The following is a 19,257-nucleotide window of genomic DNA, read 5'->3' on the forward strand; positions in this document are numbered from 1 at the left end:
GGTTGTATGTGTTTAGAAAAAAAGGGCGCGAATTTATGTTCTCTTCTTGGGTTTTTTGTTTAAGGGTAGCCAGCTATTACCCACTCGCATATCCACTTATCAGTATGTGTGAGTGACGGGTTTCTTTTAATGAAGTCTATATATTTTTTGGTCTCATCTTTAGATAGGTTTTTAAGTGAGTGTATGTAAGACCGTCTATCCCAAGATGCAGAGGTTAAAACCTTTTGTTTTGCTTCTTTTGACCAAGCAATATTTTTCTGAACCAATGCTCCAGATGCCGCCGACGAAACCGCGCCTTCATATGCATATCGGCGAATATTCTGGTCCGTTAAAAATATTGCATCACGGGTGAATAACCACTCCATCCAAACTCTAACGCTGCGCTTTTGAAGTGTACTTTTCCGACATAAATTCGACAGCAGAGGAACGAGAGGTTTTAGGTCTCCCTGTGATAAAGATATTAAGTATAAACAAACGTCATTTATTATCGGGGTGTAGAAATCTATATCGTTGAGCAGGAATTCAGCTAGGGAAGGTGTTTGAGCATATTTTGCTCTGCGAATTATGGCTCTTAAGACAGCAAGATCGACGTAACCAAAATTTCTTGCTCTTATCAGAGCATCTAGCAGTGCGCCGCCAATGTCTTCGGCTTCGTTTGTACGTTCTCCATCTTCATCAGCCCCCATCCATTGATAATCTCCTGCGTCATACTCCTCCTCTTCTGACTCAAACTCGTCATCACCATCTGACTCATAAGCACCATATTGATTGCCTGCTTCAATCTCATTAAGTATTTCAAGTTTTTCCATCTGATATTGGTTTTGGAGTTCTTCATGCAAAAATTCTTCTGCTGTTCTTATCGAGGTTTTTTCTGAGACTAAACCCAGTCTATGTTGGTCATGAAGATAAACTACAAGGTTTTCTAGTATTTCGGAAAGCTGATCTTTTGAATCTGAAAATATGCGAAAGTCATCCACGTATCTAACGTGCTCTACGTGATGGTTCGATATGAATTGGTCCACATCTATAAGTACCGCTTCAGCCAGAATAATTGATGCGGCGGGACCAACGGGTATTCCCTGGGATGCCTTGTTGTTTAGTCTAGAAAGGAAGTTTTCAATCGCTTTGCCTAATCCCTCTGGGGCTCCTACAGAATCAATAATGTTACCTACCCTGTGAAGATAAATTTGGTTGTAGAAGTCACTGATGTCAGTGGATAACACATATTCATATATTTGGCCTAGTCGCTCACAGCTTTCTCGGTACGCAGAAAATCCTGATCCTTTGGCAAAGAAGCTATTGTCATCGACTTCTATTCGGTAGGAGCATGCTGTAGAAGAGTCCATGCGTGAACTTTCAATGTTTTCTGCGGCTAAATAAACTAGTGCTGTATAGATGATCGAGTCGAGCGGTTCAAGTTGGTGGACTATTCGATACCCTCCCCGAGCTTTAGCCCACGGTAACACTCTAGGGTTAGTAGTGTGCGCTTGTGCTAGGCTGGTATTAATAAGATAGATTTTTACCTCTGCCCAAGAGTGCCAAAGGGCAGAAAATTCAAACGGTTTTGGGTAGAAGTCAGTGTCATAAAATGATGTTATATGATTTCTTGCGAACTCAAGTGAATCGTCTGTAAGCATGGTAGTTTTTCCAAGGGCGTGCTTGAAATATATTTTGGCAGTAAAAAGCCAATTATTTTTCTAACGATTGATTTTTCCTGAGTTTATATTTAGGTAAATTTTATTGCTGAGAGTCATACCTCCACAATACGAGAAGTACACCCCTTTACCTCGGTTAGTAGAAGCCATCCAACCACCCATCTCCTTGAAATCCCCCTCAGTACAAGTACCGTCATTAATCAACTGGCGAGCAGCTTTGGAAAACTGATCTTTGTAGAGCCGAAAGTCGTCGGAACCACTGACAAGTGAATAGTCTCCGGTTGCCCCGTGCCCCGGATCTTCTGGCCGGTTCGGACTGAGATCTTTGTTTTGAACCCACTCCGCGAACTTTCCATTTTGGATACCGTTGGCGCTCGTGCAGGCGCTATTGCCTTCCTTCACGTATTCACTTTTGCCGCCTTCGCAGGACGCTGAATAGGGTTTGGTGATACGACTCCAGCCGTTCTTCGTTTCCAGAACGTCGGCTCCTTCCCGAAACATCATATGCCCGGCAACACCACATTTTGTAGACGGGCAGGTACGTCGATCTGTGCGATCGGTGGTCACCCACTGCATGTTTTCGGCTAGTGCATGTGTCAAAGGGGCTAGCAGCATTGCGAACAACATCACGCTGCGAATGACTGGTCCATTGCTCAATTGATCGCTCCTTGAAACCGCAGATTTGAGGGGGCTTGAAGCGGTTACACCTTTATTTGTAAGCCTTGAACGATCTTTTTTCTGGCCTTTCACTTGTATTGAAAAACCAACCTTCTTGGATCCACGCTTCTATAAGCCACTATCAAAGTAGTCGCAAATCGCCATGCCAGCCTTTAAATAACTGAGAAATCACGAATCCCATTTTTTACGATGCGATCCTATTTCCCCATGACGTAGACTCCATCCACCTCGATCACCTGCCAGCCCGAGCCTTACGCATGCAAACCCCCAGTCAAACCACACCCCTCTGGAAAACCTACCTCCTTTTCCTAGCCCCCATGGTCCTCTCCAACTTCCTCCAATCCATGTCGGGCACGATCAACAGCATCTACATCGGCCAAATGCTCGGCACCCAAGCCTTGGCGGCCGTTTCCGGCATGTTCCCCATCGTCTTCTTCTTCATCGCCCTGGTCATCGGCCTCGGCGCGGGCGCGGGTGTGCTCATCGGCCAGGCCTGGGGCGCACGGGAAACCCATTTGGTGAAAACCATCGCCGCCACAACCTTGCTGTTGGGCGCGATGATCGGGTTGGTCGCGGCGGTGTTGGGCAGTGTGTTCGCAAGGCCTGCCTTGCAAGGCTTGGGAACCCCGGCGGATGTGTTGGACGACGCGGTTTCCTACGCGCACGTGATGATGTGGATCATGCCGTCGCTGTTGGTCTATGTGTTGTTTACGCAGTTGCTGCGTGGGGTGAGTGATACGGTTTCGCCGTTGGTGGCGTTGGTGGTTTCGACGTGCATCGGTCTGGCGCTGACTCCCGCCTTGATAAAAGGTTGGCTGGGTTTTGCGCCGATGGGGATTCAGAGTGCGGCGTACGCGGGGTTGGCGGGGAATTTGGCGGCGATGGGGTGGTTGGCGTGGCGGTTGATTCGCAAGGGGCATCCGTTGGCGCCGGATCGGGAGATGTTTGCGGCGATGCGGTTGGACCTGGACATTCTGGGCAAGGTGTTGCGCATCGGGTTGCCGACCGGGTTGCAGATGGTGGTGTTGTCGGCGTCGGAGTTGGTGATTCTGGCGTTGGTGAATCAGCACGGTTCCCAGGCGACGGCGGCGTATGGGGCGGTGACGCAGATTGTGAATTACGTGCAGTTTCCGGCGTTGTCGATTGCGATCACCGCGTCGATTCTTGGGGCGCAGGCGATTGGGGCGGGGCGGCTGGAGCGGATCACGCCGATTTTGCGCACTGGGCTGTTGATTAACGTGTGTTTGACCGGTGGTTTGGTGTTGTTGGGTTACTTGTTATCGCACTGGTTGTTGGGGTTGTTCCTGACGGAAGACTCGACTCGGGCGATGGCTGAGCATCTGCTGCACATCATGTTGTGGAGTCTGTTGGTGTTTGGCTTCCAGGCGATTATCGGCGGGATCATGCGCGCCAGCGGCACGGTGTTGATACCGATGGCGATTTCGATTGTTTGCGTGCTCGGCGTTCAGTTGCCGGTGGCGTATCTGTTGGATGCGAAGTACGGATTGCAGGGTGTGTGGATGGCATTTCCAGTGGCGTATTTGGGAATGTTGGCGTTGCAGACGGCTTACTACAAGTTTGTCTGGCAGCATCAGAAGATTGAGCGGTTGGTGTAGGGCGGGGCGTTCGTTTTAGGGATGTGGCGCAGCGTTTATCGCCAAGATCGCAGCCTTCGGCAGCTCCTACAGGGGAGCGCATTCTTTTGATCTTACGCGTTTGATATCGGCAACATCTTTAAGCCGCTTGGCGTTTGAATATGTGCCAGCAAGTAAGGCTTTGCAGTCGCCTCCAGCGCATGAAGATGAACAGGGCCGGAAAAGTTGATCGCGGTGAGTATCGCCTGGACTTTTTCGGGATCGGGATCGAACACATCCAGCGCTACCAACGAACAGCCTCGATCCAGCATGGCACTTGCGGGATGGGGTGTTTGCGACCATTGAATCAGCGTCGGTGCTGATCCGTTCAGGGGCAGGCGGCCGTCGGCGGGAATGGTGATTTGCCAGGCCAAGGTGCCTCGGGTCATGGGTTCGGGGTTGCCCACGATGTTGCGGCAGGCATCGCTTAGGGCTTGGATGTCGTCGGTGCGGGCGACCCAGGTTGTCAGGCGTGGCTGGGTATCAAAAGTCAGGTTGTCCATTGCAAACCAGCGCGGCCGGTCGGGGAGCTGGGCGGATGGGTCGATGGCGATCACTTCCAGGTAGATGTCGGGGCCGAGGCGCAGCAGTCGGTTGTGGGTGCCCATGCGTGGGTGGGCGCCGCCGGGTTGCAGGTCGACGCCGAGGGCGTTGGTCACGAAGGTGCAGCCGGCGTCGAGGTTGGGGGCGACGATGGCGAGGTGATCGAGGGTGCTGTTCATGTGCTCCGTGCCTTTTTGAGGATTTGCCTACTGGGATCAATTGTTGGTTTATACACCGTCCATTGTGGGAGCGGGCTTGCTCGCGAAGGCGGGGTGTCCGTCGATGAAGATGTTGACTGATACGACGCCTTCGCGAGCAAGCCCGCTCCCACAGGGGATTTGGGGTGTTTTCGGGTTTATGCGTTGCCGGCCCAAACTCCGGGCCGACGCTGATGCCATGGCATTGCCACTTCCAATTGCGCCGCCAGCCGCAGCAACACATCCTCCGCTCCGAACCGTGACGCAAACTGTAAGCCGATCGGCAGACCATGCGTGCGCGACATCCCCAGCGGCAACGAGATCGCCGGTGTCCCCGCGACGTTGAATACCGGGGTAAACGGTGAGTGTTCAAACACCCGCGCCGTCCATTGCAATCCGTCCATGTTTTCCGCGTCCAGGTTGTAGGTGCCTAAAGTTTGAGGCAGGCGCGGCAGGGTTGGCGTCAGCAGCACATCAAAATCGTCGAACCAACCCGCCACGCTGCGGGCGATGAGGTTGCGGGTTTCCAGCGCAGCGGCGAATTCCACGGCGCGGGCCTGTTGGCCGTAGGCGTAGCAGGCGAGGGTGGCGGGTTCGAGGGTGGTCAGGTCGATCGGGCGCGAGGTGGCGGAGGCGAGGCCGTCGATCCAGCGGACGAGGGTGGCGCACCAGATGTGCGCGTTGGCTTCGACGAAGGAATCCCACGAGGTGCCGAGCGGGGCGCTGACTGGCTCGACGCTGTGGCCGAGGGCTTCGAGTTCGCGGGCGACGGCGTGGGTGGCGTCGGCGATTTCGGGGTCGAGCGGGGCGCCGTTCCAGGGTGTGTCGAGCAGGCCGATGCGCAATCGTCCCGGGTCGCGGCCGACTTGGGCGAGAAAGCCTTCGGCCGGTGCGGCGGTGTAGTACGGATCGCCGGGCGCGCCGCCCTGGACGATGTCCATCAATGCCGCGCTGTCGCGCACGGTTCGCGACAGGCCGAGTTGCACGCCGAATCCGGCAAACACTTCGTCCAGCGCGGGGCCATTGGAAGCGCGGCCACGGGTCGGTTTGAGGCCGACCAAACCGTTGAAGGCCGCCGGTACGCGGATCGAACCCGCCGCGTCGGTGGCATGCGCAATCGGCACGATGCCGGCGGCGACTGCTGCGCCTGATCCGCCGCTCGACCCGCCGGCCGATAAACGAAGGTCCCACGGGTTACGCGTCGGGCCTTGCAGGGCGGATTCGGTTTCGGTGCTGAAGGCCATTTCCGGCGTGGTGGTGCGGCCCACAGTGGCGAGGCCAGCGGCGTTGAAGCGTTGCATCAGGTACGAGTCGGATTCTGCGACCAATCCTTGCGCCAGGCGACTGCCCAACTCCACGCGTCGGCCTGCCGAAGTGATGGCCAAATCCTTGATCAGAAACGGCACACCGGCCAACGGGCTCGCGCCTTCGGTCACGCTGGGCGACCAGGTTTCGATAACGGCGTTGATCTGCGGGTTGACCCGGTTTACGGCGGCCAATGCGAGTTTGGCCAGTTCTGCCGGGGTGACTTCGCCAGCCGCCACCAATTGGGCGAGGCCGATGCCATCGTAGGCTGCGTATTCGTTGAGGTTCATGAGCGGTCTCCAGTTGAGACTCGATCATAGGTAAAGCGCTATTCGCTGATTAGCCCATTAAAGCGGTATGCAATGTGCCGTTGGTGGCACAATCCTGCGATTCCACCAATGACAGGGTTTGCGATGATCCGGGACTTGAATGACACGCTGGTGTTCGTGCGCGTAGTGCGCCTGGGCAGTTTTACCGCAGCGGCCCAGGCGTTGCAGATTCCCAAAACCACCGTCAGCCGCCGCGTGCGCGAGTTGGAGCAGGCCATCGGCGTTCAGCTGCTGCGTCGCACCACCCGCCAGTTGAGCCTGACCGAGGCCGGCGCGGTTTACTACGAGCAATGCAAGGACATCGCCGCGACCCTTGAGCACGCTGAATTGGCCGTGCATCAGTTGCGCGACGGCCCGCGCGGCTGGTTGCGGGTGACGGTGCCTTACTCGTTCGGGGTCAGTTGGTTTGCGCCGTTGGTGGCCGGGTTTCGCCTGACGTATCCGGAGATCAAGCTTGAGATATTGGCGTCCCATGTGCCGCTGGATCTGGTCGGGGAAGAGATCGACGTAGCGTTGCGGTTGGGTGCATTACCTGATTCCAGCCTGGTGGCGCGGCGGCTGGCCAGTTATGCCACGGGCATTTACGCCGCACCTGAATACATCGTGGGTCATGGGCAACCGACCACGCCTGACGAGTTGATTCAGCATTCCACGCTGGTGCTGAATCAGGCTCGGCGCGATGTCGGTTATGTCTGGCCGTTGCGCAAGGCGGGCGCCAAGTTGCGCAATTATCGGGTTGAGCCAACGATCATCGCCAACGACCCGGCGCTGTTAAAGGAAGCGTTGCTAGCCGGTGAAGGGCTGAGTCTGGGGATGGACCAGAGCATGCAGATTGACGTTGAAGCAGGGCGGTTGCGAAGGGTGTTGCCGGAGTGGATCGGCCCGCCGCAGGATCTGAATGCGGTCACGGCGCGGGAGCATTTGCCCTCGCCGAAGGTGACGGCGTTTATCGGGTATCTGAAGGGGCGGATGTCGGGCTCGGGCGATGCCAGTGGCATAAACAGCAGTTCTTTGCTTTAGTCCACCTATCGCTGGCCCCTGACCGGAGAGTCCCATGCGTTTTCGGTTCCTGCAGTACGCCGCCATCGCTGTTGCGATGCTCGGCGCCGGTTGCGCTCAAGCCGCCGAATACAATCAGGTCAACGCCGCCGCCAGCCAGATCAGCTTCACCTACAGCCAGTTTGGCTCGCGGGTGTACGGCACGTTCGGCCAGTTCGAAGGCACGCTGGATTTCGACACGCAAAAACCCTCGGCTGCCCACGCCGCGCTGAGCATCCAGCTCGCCAGCATCGATGCTGGCAGCAGCGACGCCAACACTGAGTTGCAGAAGCCTGCGTGGTTCGACACAGCCACCTACCCGCTGGGCCTCTTCAAATCCACCCGCGTCAAAGCTCTGGGCGGCGACCGTTATTTATTCACCGGCGACCTGACCCTCAAAACCATCACCCGGCCAGTGGAAGTCCAAGTCCAACTGAAGTCGGAAAGCGGCATCGGCGTGTTTGTCGGCGAGTTCGCGCTCAACCGCCAGGACTTCAAAATCGGCGAGGGCGAGTGGGCGGATGGTGTGGTGTCCAAAGACATCAATATCCGCTTTCGGATCGTTGCGCCGGAGCAGTAACTGCCGCACACATTACTCGCGGCCAACCCAATCCCCCTGTGGGAGCGAGCCTGCTCGCGAAGAGGCCAGCACATTCAACACTGATGTCGAATGACACACCGCTTTCGCGAGCAGGCTCGCTCCCACACTGGATCCCCATCGAACGCAATATTGGTGGCCAACCCAATCCCCCTGTAGGAGCGAGGCTTGCCCGCGAAGACGGCTCAATATTCAACACAAAAGCTCAGGCTCAGGCACTTTCCTGATAAAACGGATAATCCGTAAACCCAACCTCTGTACCGCCATAAAACGTATCCCGATCATAAGCATTCAACGGCCAACCCAGCCGAATGCGCTCCGGCAGATCCGGGTTGGCAATAAAAACGCCGGGCTCGAAACACATGCGCGTCAGCGGTGCCATGACCACGCGGTGGGCGAGTTTGTGTGGGCCGATCTGGATCGTGGAAAGCAGGGTTGGGTGATTCATGGTGACCTCCGGTAAGTGATGGAGGCCACCTTGGGCGGATTGCCTGATGGGAAAAACGGGCCAGCGATCCGCTCTCTTTGGACGATTCGGTCCGCAATCAGCGTGCGGCGTTCCTGCTGCGGCACGTTACAATCGCGAACGAATCACCGGAGTCCGTCATTCGATGCCCCAGATCAGCCATTTCAAAACGCCGTGCCCCGAGCACATCACCAGCCAGATCCTGCAACTGGTGGTCGACAACCTGACCGACATCAGCGCCGTGGCCCTGCCGCCGAGCAACCTGCTGTACAACGTGTACCAGTACGCAATCGGCTATGAAGTCCACCTCTATCTGGAAGCGTTGAACGGGGCGAAGGGGATTGCGGTTGAGCTGATCGTGGCCACGGACGTGGACGATCCGGAAAAGGTCATTGGCTTTGTGTTGTACCTGCCGGTGAAGGACGATCCCGAGGCGTGCGGCGTGGTTTACATGGCCGTCGATGCCAGCCATCGAGGCCAGGGCATCGCGCGCACGATGCTGCGCGAAGTGGTCGGTCGCTACCCTCACACCGAACTGACTTGCAGCGTCGGCAAAGTACCGTATTTCGAGGCGATGGGCTTCCAGGTGCTGGGCGTGCGCGAGACGCAAGTGCTGATGAACACCCGCGATCACGGCACCGATGGCTTGATGGCAGTGCTGGATACAGCACCGATCTACAGCTCGCTGGAAGTGCGGCAGATTCATACGTATCTGCTGCAAAAGAACGGCAAGCGCGCGATGACCGATGCCGAGAAACAGCGGGACCGGCATCTGGATCAACTGACGCGCAAGGCGAATGAGTTTGTGCGTGGGCGGTTGGGAGATGACGCAGTGCCGGCCATGGCGCCGAGACTGCGGTTGGTCTGAACCGGCTCGACCCAACACTGAAAATCCCCTGTGGGAGCGGGCTTGCTCGCGAATGCGGTGTGTCAGACGACAACACTGTTTATTGACACACCGCTTTCGCGAGCAAGCCCGCTCCCACATTGTTGACCGCGCTGACCCGCGCAGCCGTTATGAAAGCTTCACATTCATGGTGATCCGCGCCGTGAACACCTTCTTGCCCTCGGCATCGTGAACATCCACCGGCACGATCTTGTCGCCGCCCGTCAGCCAGTCAACCGCTTCTCCATTGGCAACCGCCGTCACATCGGTCTTGGCCTTGGCCAGGTATTCGACCGTCATCCCTTTCGGAATCCAGCGTGCGCCTGTGGGAATCGAAACGTCGGTCATCGTCCCGGCAGCCAGTTCCGCGGCGTTGCACATCGCAATCGCATGCACGGTGCCCAAGTGGTTGGTGATCTCACGGGAAAACGGCACCTGCACGCTCGAATAGCCTGGGCGCAGTTCCGAAATCAGCGGGTTGATGGTGCTGAAGTAGGGCGCCACTTTGCAGGCCATTTGGCTGAATGCTTCGGGGCCGGCGCTGGTGAACATGCTGAGAAACTGGTTCATGTTGAAGCCTCTTTGAAAGGTCGTTTTACAGAATGATGTTCCGTAACAGAATAATGTTCTGTAGCGGAACAGTATTCTGTCGAAAGGAAATCTGTCAACCTAGCGTGACTTATCCGTGGGCAGTCACCTGCCTTATCGTTGATTTTTTGAGCCTGTGTTCAGCATGGAAACCGCAGATTTACTCGAGCGCTGCTACCCCGGACGAAGAGCCGAACTCAAGCGCGACATCTTCAGAAAAGCCCTCAGACTGTTCAACGAACAGGGGATCGAGGCCACGACCATCGAGATGATTCGCGCCGAATGCGATACCAGCGTCGGCGCGATCTACCACCATTTCGGCAACAAGGAAGGCTTGGTCGCTGCGCTGTTTTTCACTGCGCTGGATGATCAGGCGCAGTTGCGCGACAGCTATCTGGCCGAGGCCGGCACTACGCAAGAAGGGATTTACGCGCTGGTGCACAGCTACGTGGATTGGGTCGACAACCAACCCGAGTGGGCGCGATTCCAGTACCACGCGCGATTTGCCGTGACCAAAGGACCGTTCAAGGACGAACTGGCCACCCGCAACAAAACCCGCAACCGGCAGCTCTGGGAATGGCTGTCAGCGCCGGACCGGGGTGATGAGTTGAAGGGTGTGCCGGCCGAATTGATGTTGTCGCTGATCATCGGCCAGGCGGACAGCTACTGCCGGACCTGGTTATCGGGAAGGGTGAAGGGCCGCCCGATGGTTTACAGGGATATGCTGGCGGAAGCGGCTTGGCGATCGATTTCCAAGGACGAAATCTGCGACCAATGAAGATCTCCCCACTGTAAAAAATCCCCCCTGTGGGAGCGGGCTTGCTCGCGAAGGCGTCGTGTCAGTCGACATCTGTATTGACTGATCCACCGCCTTCGCGAGCAAGCCCGCTCCCACAAGGGATATTGGTGGTGTCAGTTACTGCGGGCTGTTCTTTCGATCATCGCCTTGATCGTTTCGAACAGTTCTTCCTGCGCCTGGCCAGCAGTAATTTCCCCCGTCGCCGCCGCATTCGACAGGGCCTCCGCTGCCCCCAGCATCGCCCGTAAACTCGCGGGTTTGATCGTGTTTACTCCAGCGAACGGCTGCAGCACGTCTCGGCATTTGTTGAGGAAAATCGCCTCGTACTCGCGCTTGATCTTCTCCAGCTCCGGCGAGCTAGCCAGCGCCGCGATCACCCCGGAAATTTCGTTGCCCTGGGTCAGCACGCACGCCACGTAAGACGACGCAATGATCCCGGCGGTGCTGTCGAGTGTCGGTTCGCAGGTCAGCAACGCGGCGTCCATGATTGCGGTCTGCCGGGCGTCGAAATCCTGATACAACGCCGCCAGCAAACCCGAGCGCGTGGTGAAGTGGTCATAGACCACCGGTTTGGTTACGCCTGCCAATTCGGCGAGGCGTCCGAGGGTCAACGCATCCGTACCTTCCTCCCGAACCATCTGCCAGGCGACATCCAGTAACTGGCGTTGACGATCCTCGCGGGATAGACGGCGACGGGGTTGTGGTGCGGAGTCCTGCTCGTTTTTTTCGGTGCTTGACATGGCTATGTACCAAAAGTAACTTACTGATCGTAACTTACCTAGAGTATATAAGGTCCGCCCTGTGCTCTCAATCAGGAGTTTCAGCATGCACGCACTGATCGTCGTAGCTCATCCCAATCCCCAATCACTCACCCACAGCCTCGCCCGGCAAATCGCCGAAGGCCTGACCTCCGTCAACTCCAGCAACACCTATGAAATCGCTGACCTCTCGGCTCAAGGTTTCGATCCACGGTTCGGCACGGCAGACATGGCGGTCCATCATCGCGAAGCGCCGCCGCCCGCCGATGTCCTCGCCGAACAGGCACGGATCGAGCGCGCCGATGCGCTGGTGCTGGTCTATCCCGTTTATTGGTGGTCGATGCCGGCGCTGCTCAAGGGCTGGATTGACCGCGTGTTCTCCAATGGCTGGGCGTTCGACTTCAGCCTGGACAGCCCCTTTGTGCAGAAACTGGGTCACTTGCGAGTGCATCTGGTCGGTGTGGGCGGCGCCGATGCCGGGTCGTTTACGCGACATGGTTACGACGAGGCGATGAAGACCCAGATCGACCATGGCATCTTCGAATACTGCGGTGCGCGGGTGGTGACGTCCGAATTGTTGCTGGACTCGGAAACCCAGGCGCCGCAGATCCACCTGAAGACAGCACGGAATCTGGGCCGAAAACTCTTCAAATCATCAGAAGTGACCGAGACCGTGTGAGCACCACCGATCCCCCCTGTGGGAGCGGGCTTGCTCGCGAAAGCGGTGGGTCAGTCAATCTCGATGTCGACTGACACGACGCCTTCGCGAGCAAGCCCGCTCCCACAAGGGGATTGGTGGTGATTATTCGGCCCCTGGCCAACCTGCCTGGCGCAGGGCTTTCAGCAACGTGGCGGCATCCAGCCCCGGCACCGCATGCCCATTCCCCTCAGCCGTTTCACCCGCCAGCAACGCGTTGATGATCGCTTCTTCCACCGCCTCGGTAGCGGCGAGGAACAGTTCGCTGATGTGGTCGTTGTTGACCATGCGCAGGTTGTCGCAGGTCGGCGCTTTTTTGCTTTCATACGCGGCCGGTGGCACGTCGTTGCCAGTCGCAAAGGCAATGAAAATGTCGCCGCTGTGATCTTCATTACCACCACCGGTGCGGGCCAAGCCCAGGCTGGCACGTTGCGCGAGGCGGGTGCATTGGTGCGGCAGCAACGGCGCATCGGTGGCCAGGCAGACGACGATCGAGCCCATGCCGGGATGCGGCAGTGACGCTTTGAGGAACGGCGAGTCAGCCTTTTCCATATAGCGCCCGACAGGGTAACCATCGACCCGCAGTTCGTTGCGAATGCCGTGGTTGGCCTGGACGATCGCGCCCACCGTCCAGCCACCCTGGGTGCTGCTCAGGCGCCGAGAAGCGGTGCCGATCCCGCCCTTGAATTCATGGCAGATCATGCCGCTGCCGCCACCGACATTGCCCTCGATAACCGGTCCGCCGACTGCCGTGCGCAAGGCTTCGGCCACGTGCTCAGGCTTCACATGAAAGCCATTGATGTCGTTGAGCAAACCGTCAAACGTCTCCAGCACCACCGGCATGTTCCAGTAAAGACGCCCGTCGTCCGGTTGCTGCTCGCGGTCCAGCACAATCAGCGCATCGCGCACCACGCCCAGGCTGTGGGTGTTGGTGAAGGCGATCGGACTGGTCAACAGGCCGGCCTCGCGAATCCATTCCAGCCCGGTCGCATCGCCGTTGCCGTTGAGCACATGGACCCCGGCAAAGCACGGCTGTTGGCTGGTGGAACCGACGCGGGGTTCGATCACCGTGACGCCGGTCAGGATGTCGCGGCCCTGAGCGGTGCGGCCCCGCACATTGCTGTGGCCGACACGGACGCCGGGTACGTCGGTGATGGCATTCAGCGGGCCGGGTTGCAGCTGGCCGAACTGGATATTCAAATCGCGGGCACGTGGTTTCATGCAGGAACTCTCAGGCAAGTTAAACAGGAGGGGTGGAGGCCGGCTCAGTTGCCGCTCTTGATGTTGCTCCAGGAGCGTGTGCGGACACGTTCGATCTCATGGGGCTGCGGTTGCAGGGTGAATGCCTTGGCGATCACCTCGGCTGAGGGATAAATGTTGCTGAACTCGCGGACCTCGTCCGAGAGCAACGCGGTCGCGTCTTTGTTGGCGTTCGCGGTGAGCGCCAGGTTAGTGGCCGGCGCGATCACTTCAGGGCGGAGCAGGTAGTTGATAAAGGCCAGTCCCTGTTCTGGATTGTTGCCGTCCTTGACCATGACCAGGTTGTCGCTCCACAGCGGCGCACCTTCGACCGGGATGCTGTATTCGATCTTTACGCCCTTCGCGGCTTCATTGGCGGCTTGCATGGCACCGAACACGGTGCCGGACCACGTCAAGGCGACACAGATGTCGCCGTTGGCCAGGTCGGTCTGGATCTTCGACGAATTGAAATAGGTGATGTGCGGGCGCAACTTGAGCAGCAGTGCTTCAGCTTTTTTGTAGTCCGCGGGGTTACTGCTGTTGGGCGGCAGGCCGAGATAGTGCAGGGCGATCGGGATGATTTCGGCGGGAGCGTCCAAAACCCCTACGCCACATTCGCTGAGCTTGGCGAGGTTTTCTTCCTTGAATAGCAGATCCCAGGAGTTCACCGGCGCCTGATCGCCCAGGGCTGCGCGGACCTTGTCAACGTTATAGCCAATGCCGTCGGTGCCCCATAGGTAAGGAACGGCGTACTGGTTGTCCGGGTCGTTCGCGCGCAGCTTTTCCAGCAAGACCGGGTCAATGTGTTGCAGATTGGTCAGTTGGCTACGGTCAAGTTTCTGCAAGGCTCCGGCCTTGATCAACGCCGGCAGAATGAAGTTACTGGCCACCACCACGTCATAACCGCTGTGGCCAGTCATTAGCTTGGCCTCCAGTACTTCGCCGCTGTCGAAGGTGTCATAGACGGGTTTGATCCCGGTGTCGCGCTGGAAATCCTTCAACGTGGTCGGGCCGATGTAGTCAAACCAGTTGTAGACGTGCACGGTGGGGGCTTCGGCGGCAAATGCCGACAATGAGGCCGACAGGCAGGCGCCCAGTCCCAGGTTGATATACGTGCGGTGACCACTCATGATGCGGCGCTCCTGGCCTGCTGCAGGCCGGTGATAATCAGGAGCTTGCAGCGTATCGAGGGGGAGGGTGGTCACCCATTCCCATCATGGGTTACTCGAAAGGGGTAGGACGTGGACGGGTTGTTGAAAGAGTTGCCGGTGCATCAAGGCTTGGCGCGGGTGTTCGGCACCCTCGGCCAGGACGGGTTCTGGCGTGCGCTGGTGGACACTTTGCGTTTGCTGGTGCCGCTGGATAACGCGTTGGTTGCGGTGATGCGCGCCGGGCGATTGCCACGGTTGCTGATTGATTTCGACTCCCGTGCCAGTGCCCCCGAAGACGAGGAATTGGCCCGCTACAGCGCTGGCGTGTACTTGCTCGATCCTTTCTATCAGGCCGTCTGCGCCGGCATCACCGACGGCTTGCACAACCTCGATTCAGTGGCCCCGGACCAGTTTCAGCAAAGCGAGTATTACCAGAGTTACTTCCGCTCGGTGGTGGGCGGTGACGAGATGCAATTCATGATCAATGTGGACGGCGCTGTGCTCGGTTTGTCGCTTGGGCGTGCTGCGCGATTCACCCTTGAAGAACAGGGTCGCTTGCTGTGCGTGCGTGACTGGGTGCTGGCCGCGATGGGCCGACATCTGCAACTCGTGCCACCGGAAGGGCCGACGGCGGTGGCCGGGGATCTGGCGACCTTGCTCGATCACTTCGACGCGCGCTTGACCGTGCGTGAAGTCGAGACCGCGCGCCTGATTCTTCAGGGCTTCTCCAGCAAAGCCATCGCCCAGCAATTGAGCATTTCCCCGGAAACGGTGAAGGTGCATCGGCGCAATCTCTACCACAAGCTCAACGTCAGCGGGCATGGCGAGTTGTTTGCGCTGGTGCTGCAACCGCGCTGAGATCAACATCAAAAGATCGCAGTCTTCGCCAGCTCCTACAGGATCGGGTTCTCACGCGGTCAATGTAGGAGCTGCCGAAGGCTGCGATCTTTTGATCTTCAGCTAGCCCTGCCGAAACACCAACGCCTTCAACCCACACTCAACATCCGCATCCGGAAACTCCGGCGGATTCTCCAGCCGCTGCACAAAACGCAAACTCGGCGCCTCACGCGTAACCCCATCAATCAAGAAGTCCGAACCAAACGCCGGGTCGTTCATGCAGGCCAGCACCGTGCCCTGTTCGGTCAACAACTCCGGCAACCGACGCAGCACCCGCTGGTAATCCTTGGTCAGCAGAAAACTGCCTTTCTGGAATGACGGCGGATCAATGATCACCAGGTCATACGGCCCCTTGCCGATCACCTTGCCCCAGGATTTGAACAAGTCATGGCCGAGGAACGTCACCTTGCTCAAGTCGTGGCCGTTGAGCCGATGATTGTCGCGGCCACGGCTCAGCGCCGAGCTGGACATGTCCAGGTTGACCACATGCGCCGCGCCACCCTCGATGGCCGTCACGGAGAACCCGCAGGTGTAGGCGAACAGGTTCAACACCCGCTTGCCCTCGGCATTGGCCCGCACCCAATCGCGGCCATAACGCATGTCGAGGAACAGCCCGGCATTCTGTTTGCGGCCCAGGTCCACCCGATATTTCAGGCCGCCCTCGGTGATGGTCATCTCATCGAGCGCATCCCCCAGCAGCCATTCGGTGGTGCTTTGCAGCAGGTAGCGGTGTTGCAGCAGCAACGTGTGTGCGCCGGATTGTTGCCACTCGGCGGATTGCGTAATGCCCAGCAGTAAAACCTTCAAATCTTCCAGTTGCTGCGCTTCCGGCTCCTTGAACAACGACACCAGCACCACGCCCTGCAACCAGTCCACGGTCAACTGCTCGAGGCCCGGCCAGCAACGCCCGCGCCCGTGAAACAGGCGGCGGGTTTCGGCTGGGGCGGTGGCCAGTGCGGTCAACAGGTGTGTGTTCAGGGTGGCAAGGGCGTCAGGGTTCATCAGGCAACGTCGGCAAATTGAGTGGGCGGCATTTTAACCACAAATGCACCCCGGCAACGCCTGGATAGTTATCACGTTTAATTTAACTTTACGTGAGGATTTGGCGATCTTCCGGCTCCCATACTTGGCCCCAACGAACAATAACCGGGAGCCGGACATGTCGCAGCCAACTGCCTCACCCAAGGCCAGCCACCCACGCTGGCTGCGCCTGACCCATTGGCTCAACGCCCTGGCAGTCGTGGTCATGATCGCCAGCGGCTGGCGCATCTATAACGCTTCGCCGCTGTACGACTTCAGTTTCCCGAAAGCGCTCACCTTGGGCGGCTGGCTCGGCGGTGCGTTGCAATGGCACTTCGCGGCGATGTGGTTCCTCGCCGTCAACGGCCTCATCTACCTGATCATCAACATCGCCAGTGGTCGTCTGTTTCGACGGTTTTTTCCGGTGTCGCCGAAGGGAATCCTGCACGACCTGTGGGCGGCATTGAGAGGGCGGCTGGGGCACGCCGACCTCAGCCATTACAACCAGGTCCAGCGGTTTGCCTACCTGTTCGTCATGCTCGACATCACGCTGATGGTGATCTCCGGGCTGGTGCTGTGGAAGTCCGTGCAGTTCCCGTTGTTGCGTGAATTGCTCGGCGGTTACGAAGGGGCGCGGCAGGTGCATTTCATTGCGATGTCGCTGCTGGTGGCGTTCATCGCGGTGCACCTGGTGATGGTGCTGCTGGTGCCAAAAACGCTGTGGTACATGATCGTTGGTCGCAAGGAGTCGGTATGAAAAAGCGCATCGAAGGACTCGACGAGTCGTCCATCCTCAGCGAAGCCCGGAAGGTGCTGGCGCCGCAGATCGAAGACCGTTCCCGGCGCTCGTTCCTGCTGCGCGGCCTGACCCTTGGCGGCGTGGCCATGTTGTCGGGCTGCAACATCACCGACAACGACAGCGTCGAAACCGCGCTGTCCTCGATGTCTCGCTTCAACGATCGGGTGCAGGGCTGGCTGTTCAATCCCAACGCCATGGCGCCGACCTATCCCGAGTCGATGATCACCCGACCGTTCCCCTTCAATGCCTTTTACGGCATCGACGAGGCTCCTACCGTCGAGGAAGAAAGCTACCGACTGGAAGTCACCGGCATGGTCGCCGACAAGCGCAGCTGGAAGCTCGAAGAACTGCGTGCGATGGCGCAGACCGACCAGATCACCCGGCACATCTGCGTCGAAGGCTGGAGCGCGATTGGCCGCTGGGGCGGCGTGCGCTTCAGTGATTTCCTCAAACGCGTGGGCGCCGACACCAATGCCAAGTACGTCGGCTTCAAATGCGCCGACGACTACTACACCAGCATCGACATGGCCACCGCACTGCATGCGCAGACCCTGCTGGCCCTGACCTACGACGGCGCCGTGCTGCCTCGCGAATACGGCTTCCCGATGAAGCTGCGCATGCCGACCAAGCTTGGCTACAAGAACCCGAAACACATCCAGGCGATTTTCGTCACCAACACCTACCCGGGCGGCTACTGGGAAGACCAGGGCTACAACTGGTTCGGTGGAAGCTGACAAACACCCATCAATTCACCGCAAGCACACTCAACTCTACAAGGAATACCACCATGAAAAAGCTCGCCACCGCCGCACTGTCCCTGTTCCTGGCCATGGGCGTCGCCAGCGTCTACGCCGCCGACACCATGAGCAACGACAGCATGAGCAAGGACTCGATGTCCAAAGACGCCATGTCCAAAGACACCATGAAAAAAGACACGATGAAAAAGGACAGCATGGCCAAGGACACGATGAAGAAAGACAGCATGTCCAAGGATGCCATGAGCAAGGACACGATGAAGAAAGACAACATGTCCAAGGACGCCATGAGCAAAGACGCGATGAAAAAAGACGCCATGTCGCAGTAACCCAAGCCACCCCCAATCCCCTGTGGGAGCGGGCTTGCTCGCGAAAGCGGTGTGTCAGTTAACGCAAATGCTGACTGACACGACGCCTTCGCGAGCAAGCCCGCTCCCACAGGTTTTTGTGCAGGTCACACAGGGCATTACCTGAACTCATACCCTCATGACTTTTAATGGTTACAGCCCCGCCAACCCCCAGTGTTAAAAAATCGCAAACACAGCTCATCAACAACAAAAAAGAGCGTTTGCAACCATGACCAAGCACCCCTGCCGCGTCCTCGCCAGCCTCCTGCTGCGCTCTTCGAATTCCGACATTTGCCCCGCGATCTTCACGATCCGCGTGCGCTTCTGATCACCCCAAAAAATCCAAAAAGAGTATTCCCCATGAAAGAACTCGACCTGTACATCGGTGAAGGCTTCGAAGGCCCAGGCGTGAATGCCGCGCACATCAACATCCTGATCGGGCCGCGCAACGGTCCGGCGGGGCAGGCGTTTGCCAATAGCCTGGCGTCGCCAAGCCAGGGGCATTGCCCGTTCATGGTGATCGCCCAGCCGAACATCCCGGTCAAGCCGATGACGCTCTACGTCAACAAGGCCGCGATCAGCAGCGACCTGCACGGTAACGCCACCTGGGGCGCGTCCCAGGCCGGGATCGCCAAGGCTGTTCTGGAAGCACTGCTGGACGGCACCTTGCCGCCGGAAGCCGAAGACGAGTGGGCGATTGTGACGGCCAACTGGGTCAACCCGGCCTGCGATGACCTCGATGTGGTGTACCTGAACAACTACAACGCCTGCCGCACCGCGATCCGTGCCGCCCTGACCGGCAAGCCGGAAACCGCGCAACTGGCGGATGTGGTCAATCACATCAGCAACCCTTTCTACACGCCAAAAGCCTGAGGTCC

The 19,257-nt window shown here is 58.1% G+C and carries 20 protein-coding genes and 1 pseudogene; 11 read left to right on the forward strand and 10 right to left on the reverse strand.

What is annotated here, in order from left to right; genetic code table 11:
• Positions 1-59: 59 nt before the first annotated feature.
• Positions 60-1,637, reverse strand: a complete 1,578-nt coding sequence (locus LOY68_RS12305) for an RNA-directed DNA polymerase (RefSeq protein ID WP_265044850.1) — start codon at positions 1,635-1,637, stop codon at positions 60-62.
• A 60-nt stretch (positions 1,638-1,697) separates the two neighbouring features.
• Positions 1,698-2,312 (reverse strand): hypothetical protein, encoded by a 615-nt coding sequence (locus LOY68_RS12310; protein ID WP_265044851.1) that lies wholly within the window; start codon positions 2,310-2,312, stop codon positions 1,698-1,700.
• 278 nt (positions 2,313-2,590) lie between these two features.
• Between LOY68_RS12310 and LOY68_RS12315 the strand changes: the two genes are divergently transcribed.
• Positions 2,591-3,949: an MATE family efflux transporter gene (locus LOY68_RS12315; RefSeq protein WP_265044852.1), complete on the forward strand. Its 1,359-nt coding sequence runs from the start codon at positions 2,591-2,593 to the stop codon at positions 3,947-3,949.
• Between the two features lie 92 nt (positions 3,950-4,041).
• Here the strand turns inward: LOY68_RS12315 and LOY68_RS12320 are convergent, their stop codons facing one another.
• The gene (locus LOY68_RS12320; protein ID WP_265044853.1) at positions 4,042-4,689 is read right to left on the reverse strand and encodes a VOC family protein; all 648 of its coding nucleotides are present in this window, start codon (positions 4,687-4,689) and stop codon (positions 4,042-4,044) included.
• A gap of 176 nt (positions 4,690-4,865) precedes the next feature.
• Positions 4,866-6,302, reverse strand: coding sequence for an amidase (locus tag LOY68_RS12330; RefSeq protein ID WP_265044854.1), 1,437 nt, complete (start codon positions 6,300-6,302; stop codon positions 4,866-4,868).
• Positions 6,303-6,425: 123 nt separating this feature from the next.
• Between LOY68_RS12330 and LOY68_RS12335 the strand changes: the two genes are divergently transcribed.
• Both LOY68_RS12335 and LOY68_RS12340 read left to right on the forward strand, forming a co-directional pair.
• Positions 6,426-7,361 carry a LysR family transcriptional regulator gene (locus LOY68_RS12335; protein ID WP_265044855.1) on the forward strand — a complete coding sequence of 312 codons (936 nt, stop codon included), beginning with the start codon at positions 6,426-6,428 and terminating at the stop codon, positions 7,359-7,361.
• A gap of 34 nt (positions 7,362-7,395) precedes the next feature.
• The gene (locus tag LOY68_RS12340) at positions 7,396-7,959 is read left to right on the forward strand and encodes a YceI family protein (protein WP_163909592.1); all 564 of its coding nucleotides are present in this window, start codon (positions 7,396-7,398) and stop codon (positions 7,957-7,959) included.
• 229 nt (positions 7,960-8,188) lie between these two features.
• On the opposite strand, the pseudogene LOY68_RS12345 reads toward LOY68_RS12340, so the two are convergent.
• Positions 8,189-8,320: pseudogene (locus LOY68_RS12345) on the reverse strand (alkene reductase); the annotation flags it as partial.
• A 268-nt stretch (positions 8,321-8,588) separates the two neighbouring features.
• Here LOY68_RS12345 and LOY68_RS12350 point away from each other — a divergent pair.
• On the forward strand, positions 8,589-9,311 hold the full coding sequence (locus tag LOY68_RS12350; protein ID WP_265044856.1) for a GNAT family N-acetyltransferase: 723 nt from the start codon (positions 8,589-8,591) through the stop codon (positions 9,309-9,311).
• Between the two features lie 147 nt (positions 9,312-9,458).
• Here LOY68_RS12350 and LOY68_RS12355 read toward each other — a convergent pair whose 3' ends face one another.
• On the reverse strand, positions 9,459-9,899 hold the full coding sequence (locus tag LOY68_RS12355; protein WP_265044857.1) for a hotdog fold domain-containing protein: 441 nt from the start codon (positions 9,897-9,899) through the stop codon (positions 9,459-9,461).
• Between the two features lie 163 nt (positions 9,900-10,062).
• On the opposite strand from LOY68_RS12355, the gene LOY68_RS12360 reads away from it, so the two are divergent.
• Positions 10,063-10,695, forward strand: coding sequence for a TetR/AcrR family transcriptional regulator (locus LOY68_RS12360; protein WP_265044858.1), 633 nt, complete (start codon positions 10,063-10,065; stop codon positions 10,693-10,695).
• A gap of 134 nt (positions 10,696-10,829) precedes the next feature.
• On the opposite strand, the gene LOY68_RS12365 is transcribed toward LOY68_RS12360, so the two are convergent.
• Positions 10,830-11,456, reverse strand: a complete 627-nt coding sequence (locus LOY68_RS12365) for a TetR/AcrR family transcriptional regulator (RefSeq protein WP_265044859.1) — start codon at positions 11,454-11,456, stop codon at positions 10,830-10,832.
• 85 nt (positions 11,457-11,541) lie between these two features.
• Here LOY68_RS12365 and LOY68_RS12370 point away from each other — a divergent pair, with 85 nt between their 5' ends.
• On the forward strand, positions 11,542-12,153 hold the full coding sequence (locus LOY68_RS12370) for an NAD(P)H-dependent oxidoreductase (RefSeq protein WP_265044860.1): 612 nt from the start codon (positions 11,542-11,544) through the stop codon (positions 12,151-12,153).
• 123 nt (positions 12,154-12,276) lie between these two features.
• On the opposite strand, the gene LOY68_RS12375 is transcribed toward LOY68_RS12370, so the two are convergent.
• Both LOY68_RS12375 and LOY68_RS12380 read right to left on the reverse strand, forming a co-directional pair.
• Positions 12,277-13,392: a P1 family peptidase gene (locus tag LOY68_RS12375; RefSeq protein ID WP_265044861.1), complete on the reverse strand. Its 1,116-nt coding sequence runs from the start codon at positions 13,390-13,392 to the stop codon at positions 12,277-12,279.
• Positions 13,393-13,436: 44 nt separating this feature from the next.
• Complete coding sequence (locus LOY68_RS12380; protein ID WP_265044862.1) at positions 13,437-14,540, reverse strand: polyamine ABC transporter substrate-binding protein; 1,104 nt, start codon at positions 14,538-14,540, stop codon at positions 13,437-13,439.
• Between the two features lie 111 nt (positions 14,541-14,651).
• On the opposite strand from LOY68_RS12380, the gene LOY68_RS12385 reads away from it, so the two are divergent.
• On the forward strand, positions 14,652-15,419 hold the full coding sequence (locus LOY68_RS12385; RefSeq protein WP_265044863.1) for a helix-turn-helix transcriptional regulator: 768 nt from the start codon (positions 14,652-14,654) through the stop codon (positions 15,417-15,419).
• Between the two features lie 102 nt (positions 15,420-15,521).
• Here the strand turns inward: LOY68_RS12385 and LOY68_RS12390 are convergent, their stop codons facing one another.
• Positions 15,522-16,460: a class I SAM-dependent methyltransferase gene (locus LOY68_RS12390; protein ID WP_265044864.1), complete on the reverse strand. Its 939-nt coding sequence runs from the start codon at positions 16,458-16,460 to the stop codon at positions 15,522-15,524.
• 157 nt (positions 16,461-16,617) lie between these two features.
• Between LOY68_RS12390 and LOY68_RS12395 the strand changes: the two genes are divergently transcribed.
• The 4 genes from LOY68_RS12395 (at position 16,618) to fae (ending at position 19,252) form a co-directional block, all read left to right on the forward strand.
• Entirely contained in the window at positions 16,618-17,235 is a 618-nt protein-coding gene (locus tag LOY68_RS12395) for a cytochrome b/b6 domain-containing protein (RefSeq protein WP_265044865.1), read from the forward strand.
• On the forward strand, positions 17,232-18,011 hold the full coding sequence (locus LOY68_RS12400) for a molybdopterin-dependent oxidoreductase (RefSeq protein WP_265044866.1): 780 nt from the start codon (positions 17,232-17,234) through the stop codon (positions 18,009-18,011). Before LOY68_RS12395 ends, LOY68_RS12400 begins: the two co-directional genes overlap by 4 nt.
• Positions 18,012-18,064: 53 nt before the next feature.
• Complete coding sequence (locus tag LOY68_RS12405; protein WP_265044867.1) at positions 18,065-18,361, forward strand: pentapeptide MXKDX repeat protein; 297 nt, start codon at positions 18,065-18,067, stop codon at positions 18,359-18,361.
• Positions 18,362-18,739: 378 nt separating this feature from the next.
• Positions 18,740-19,252, forward strand: a complete 513-nt coding sequence (gene fae / locus LOY68_RS12415) for a formaldehyde-activating enzyme (RefSeq protein WP_265044868.1) — start codon at positions 18,740-18,742, stop codon at positions 19,250-19,252.
• Positions 19,253-19,257 lie beyond the last annotated feature (5 nt).

This window comes from Pseudomonas sp. B21-053 (assembly GCF_026016365.1).
Lineage (GTDB): Bacteria > Pseudomonadota > Gammaproteobacteria > Pseudomonadales > Pseudomonadaceae > Aquipseudomonas > Aquipseudomonas nunensis.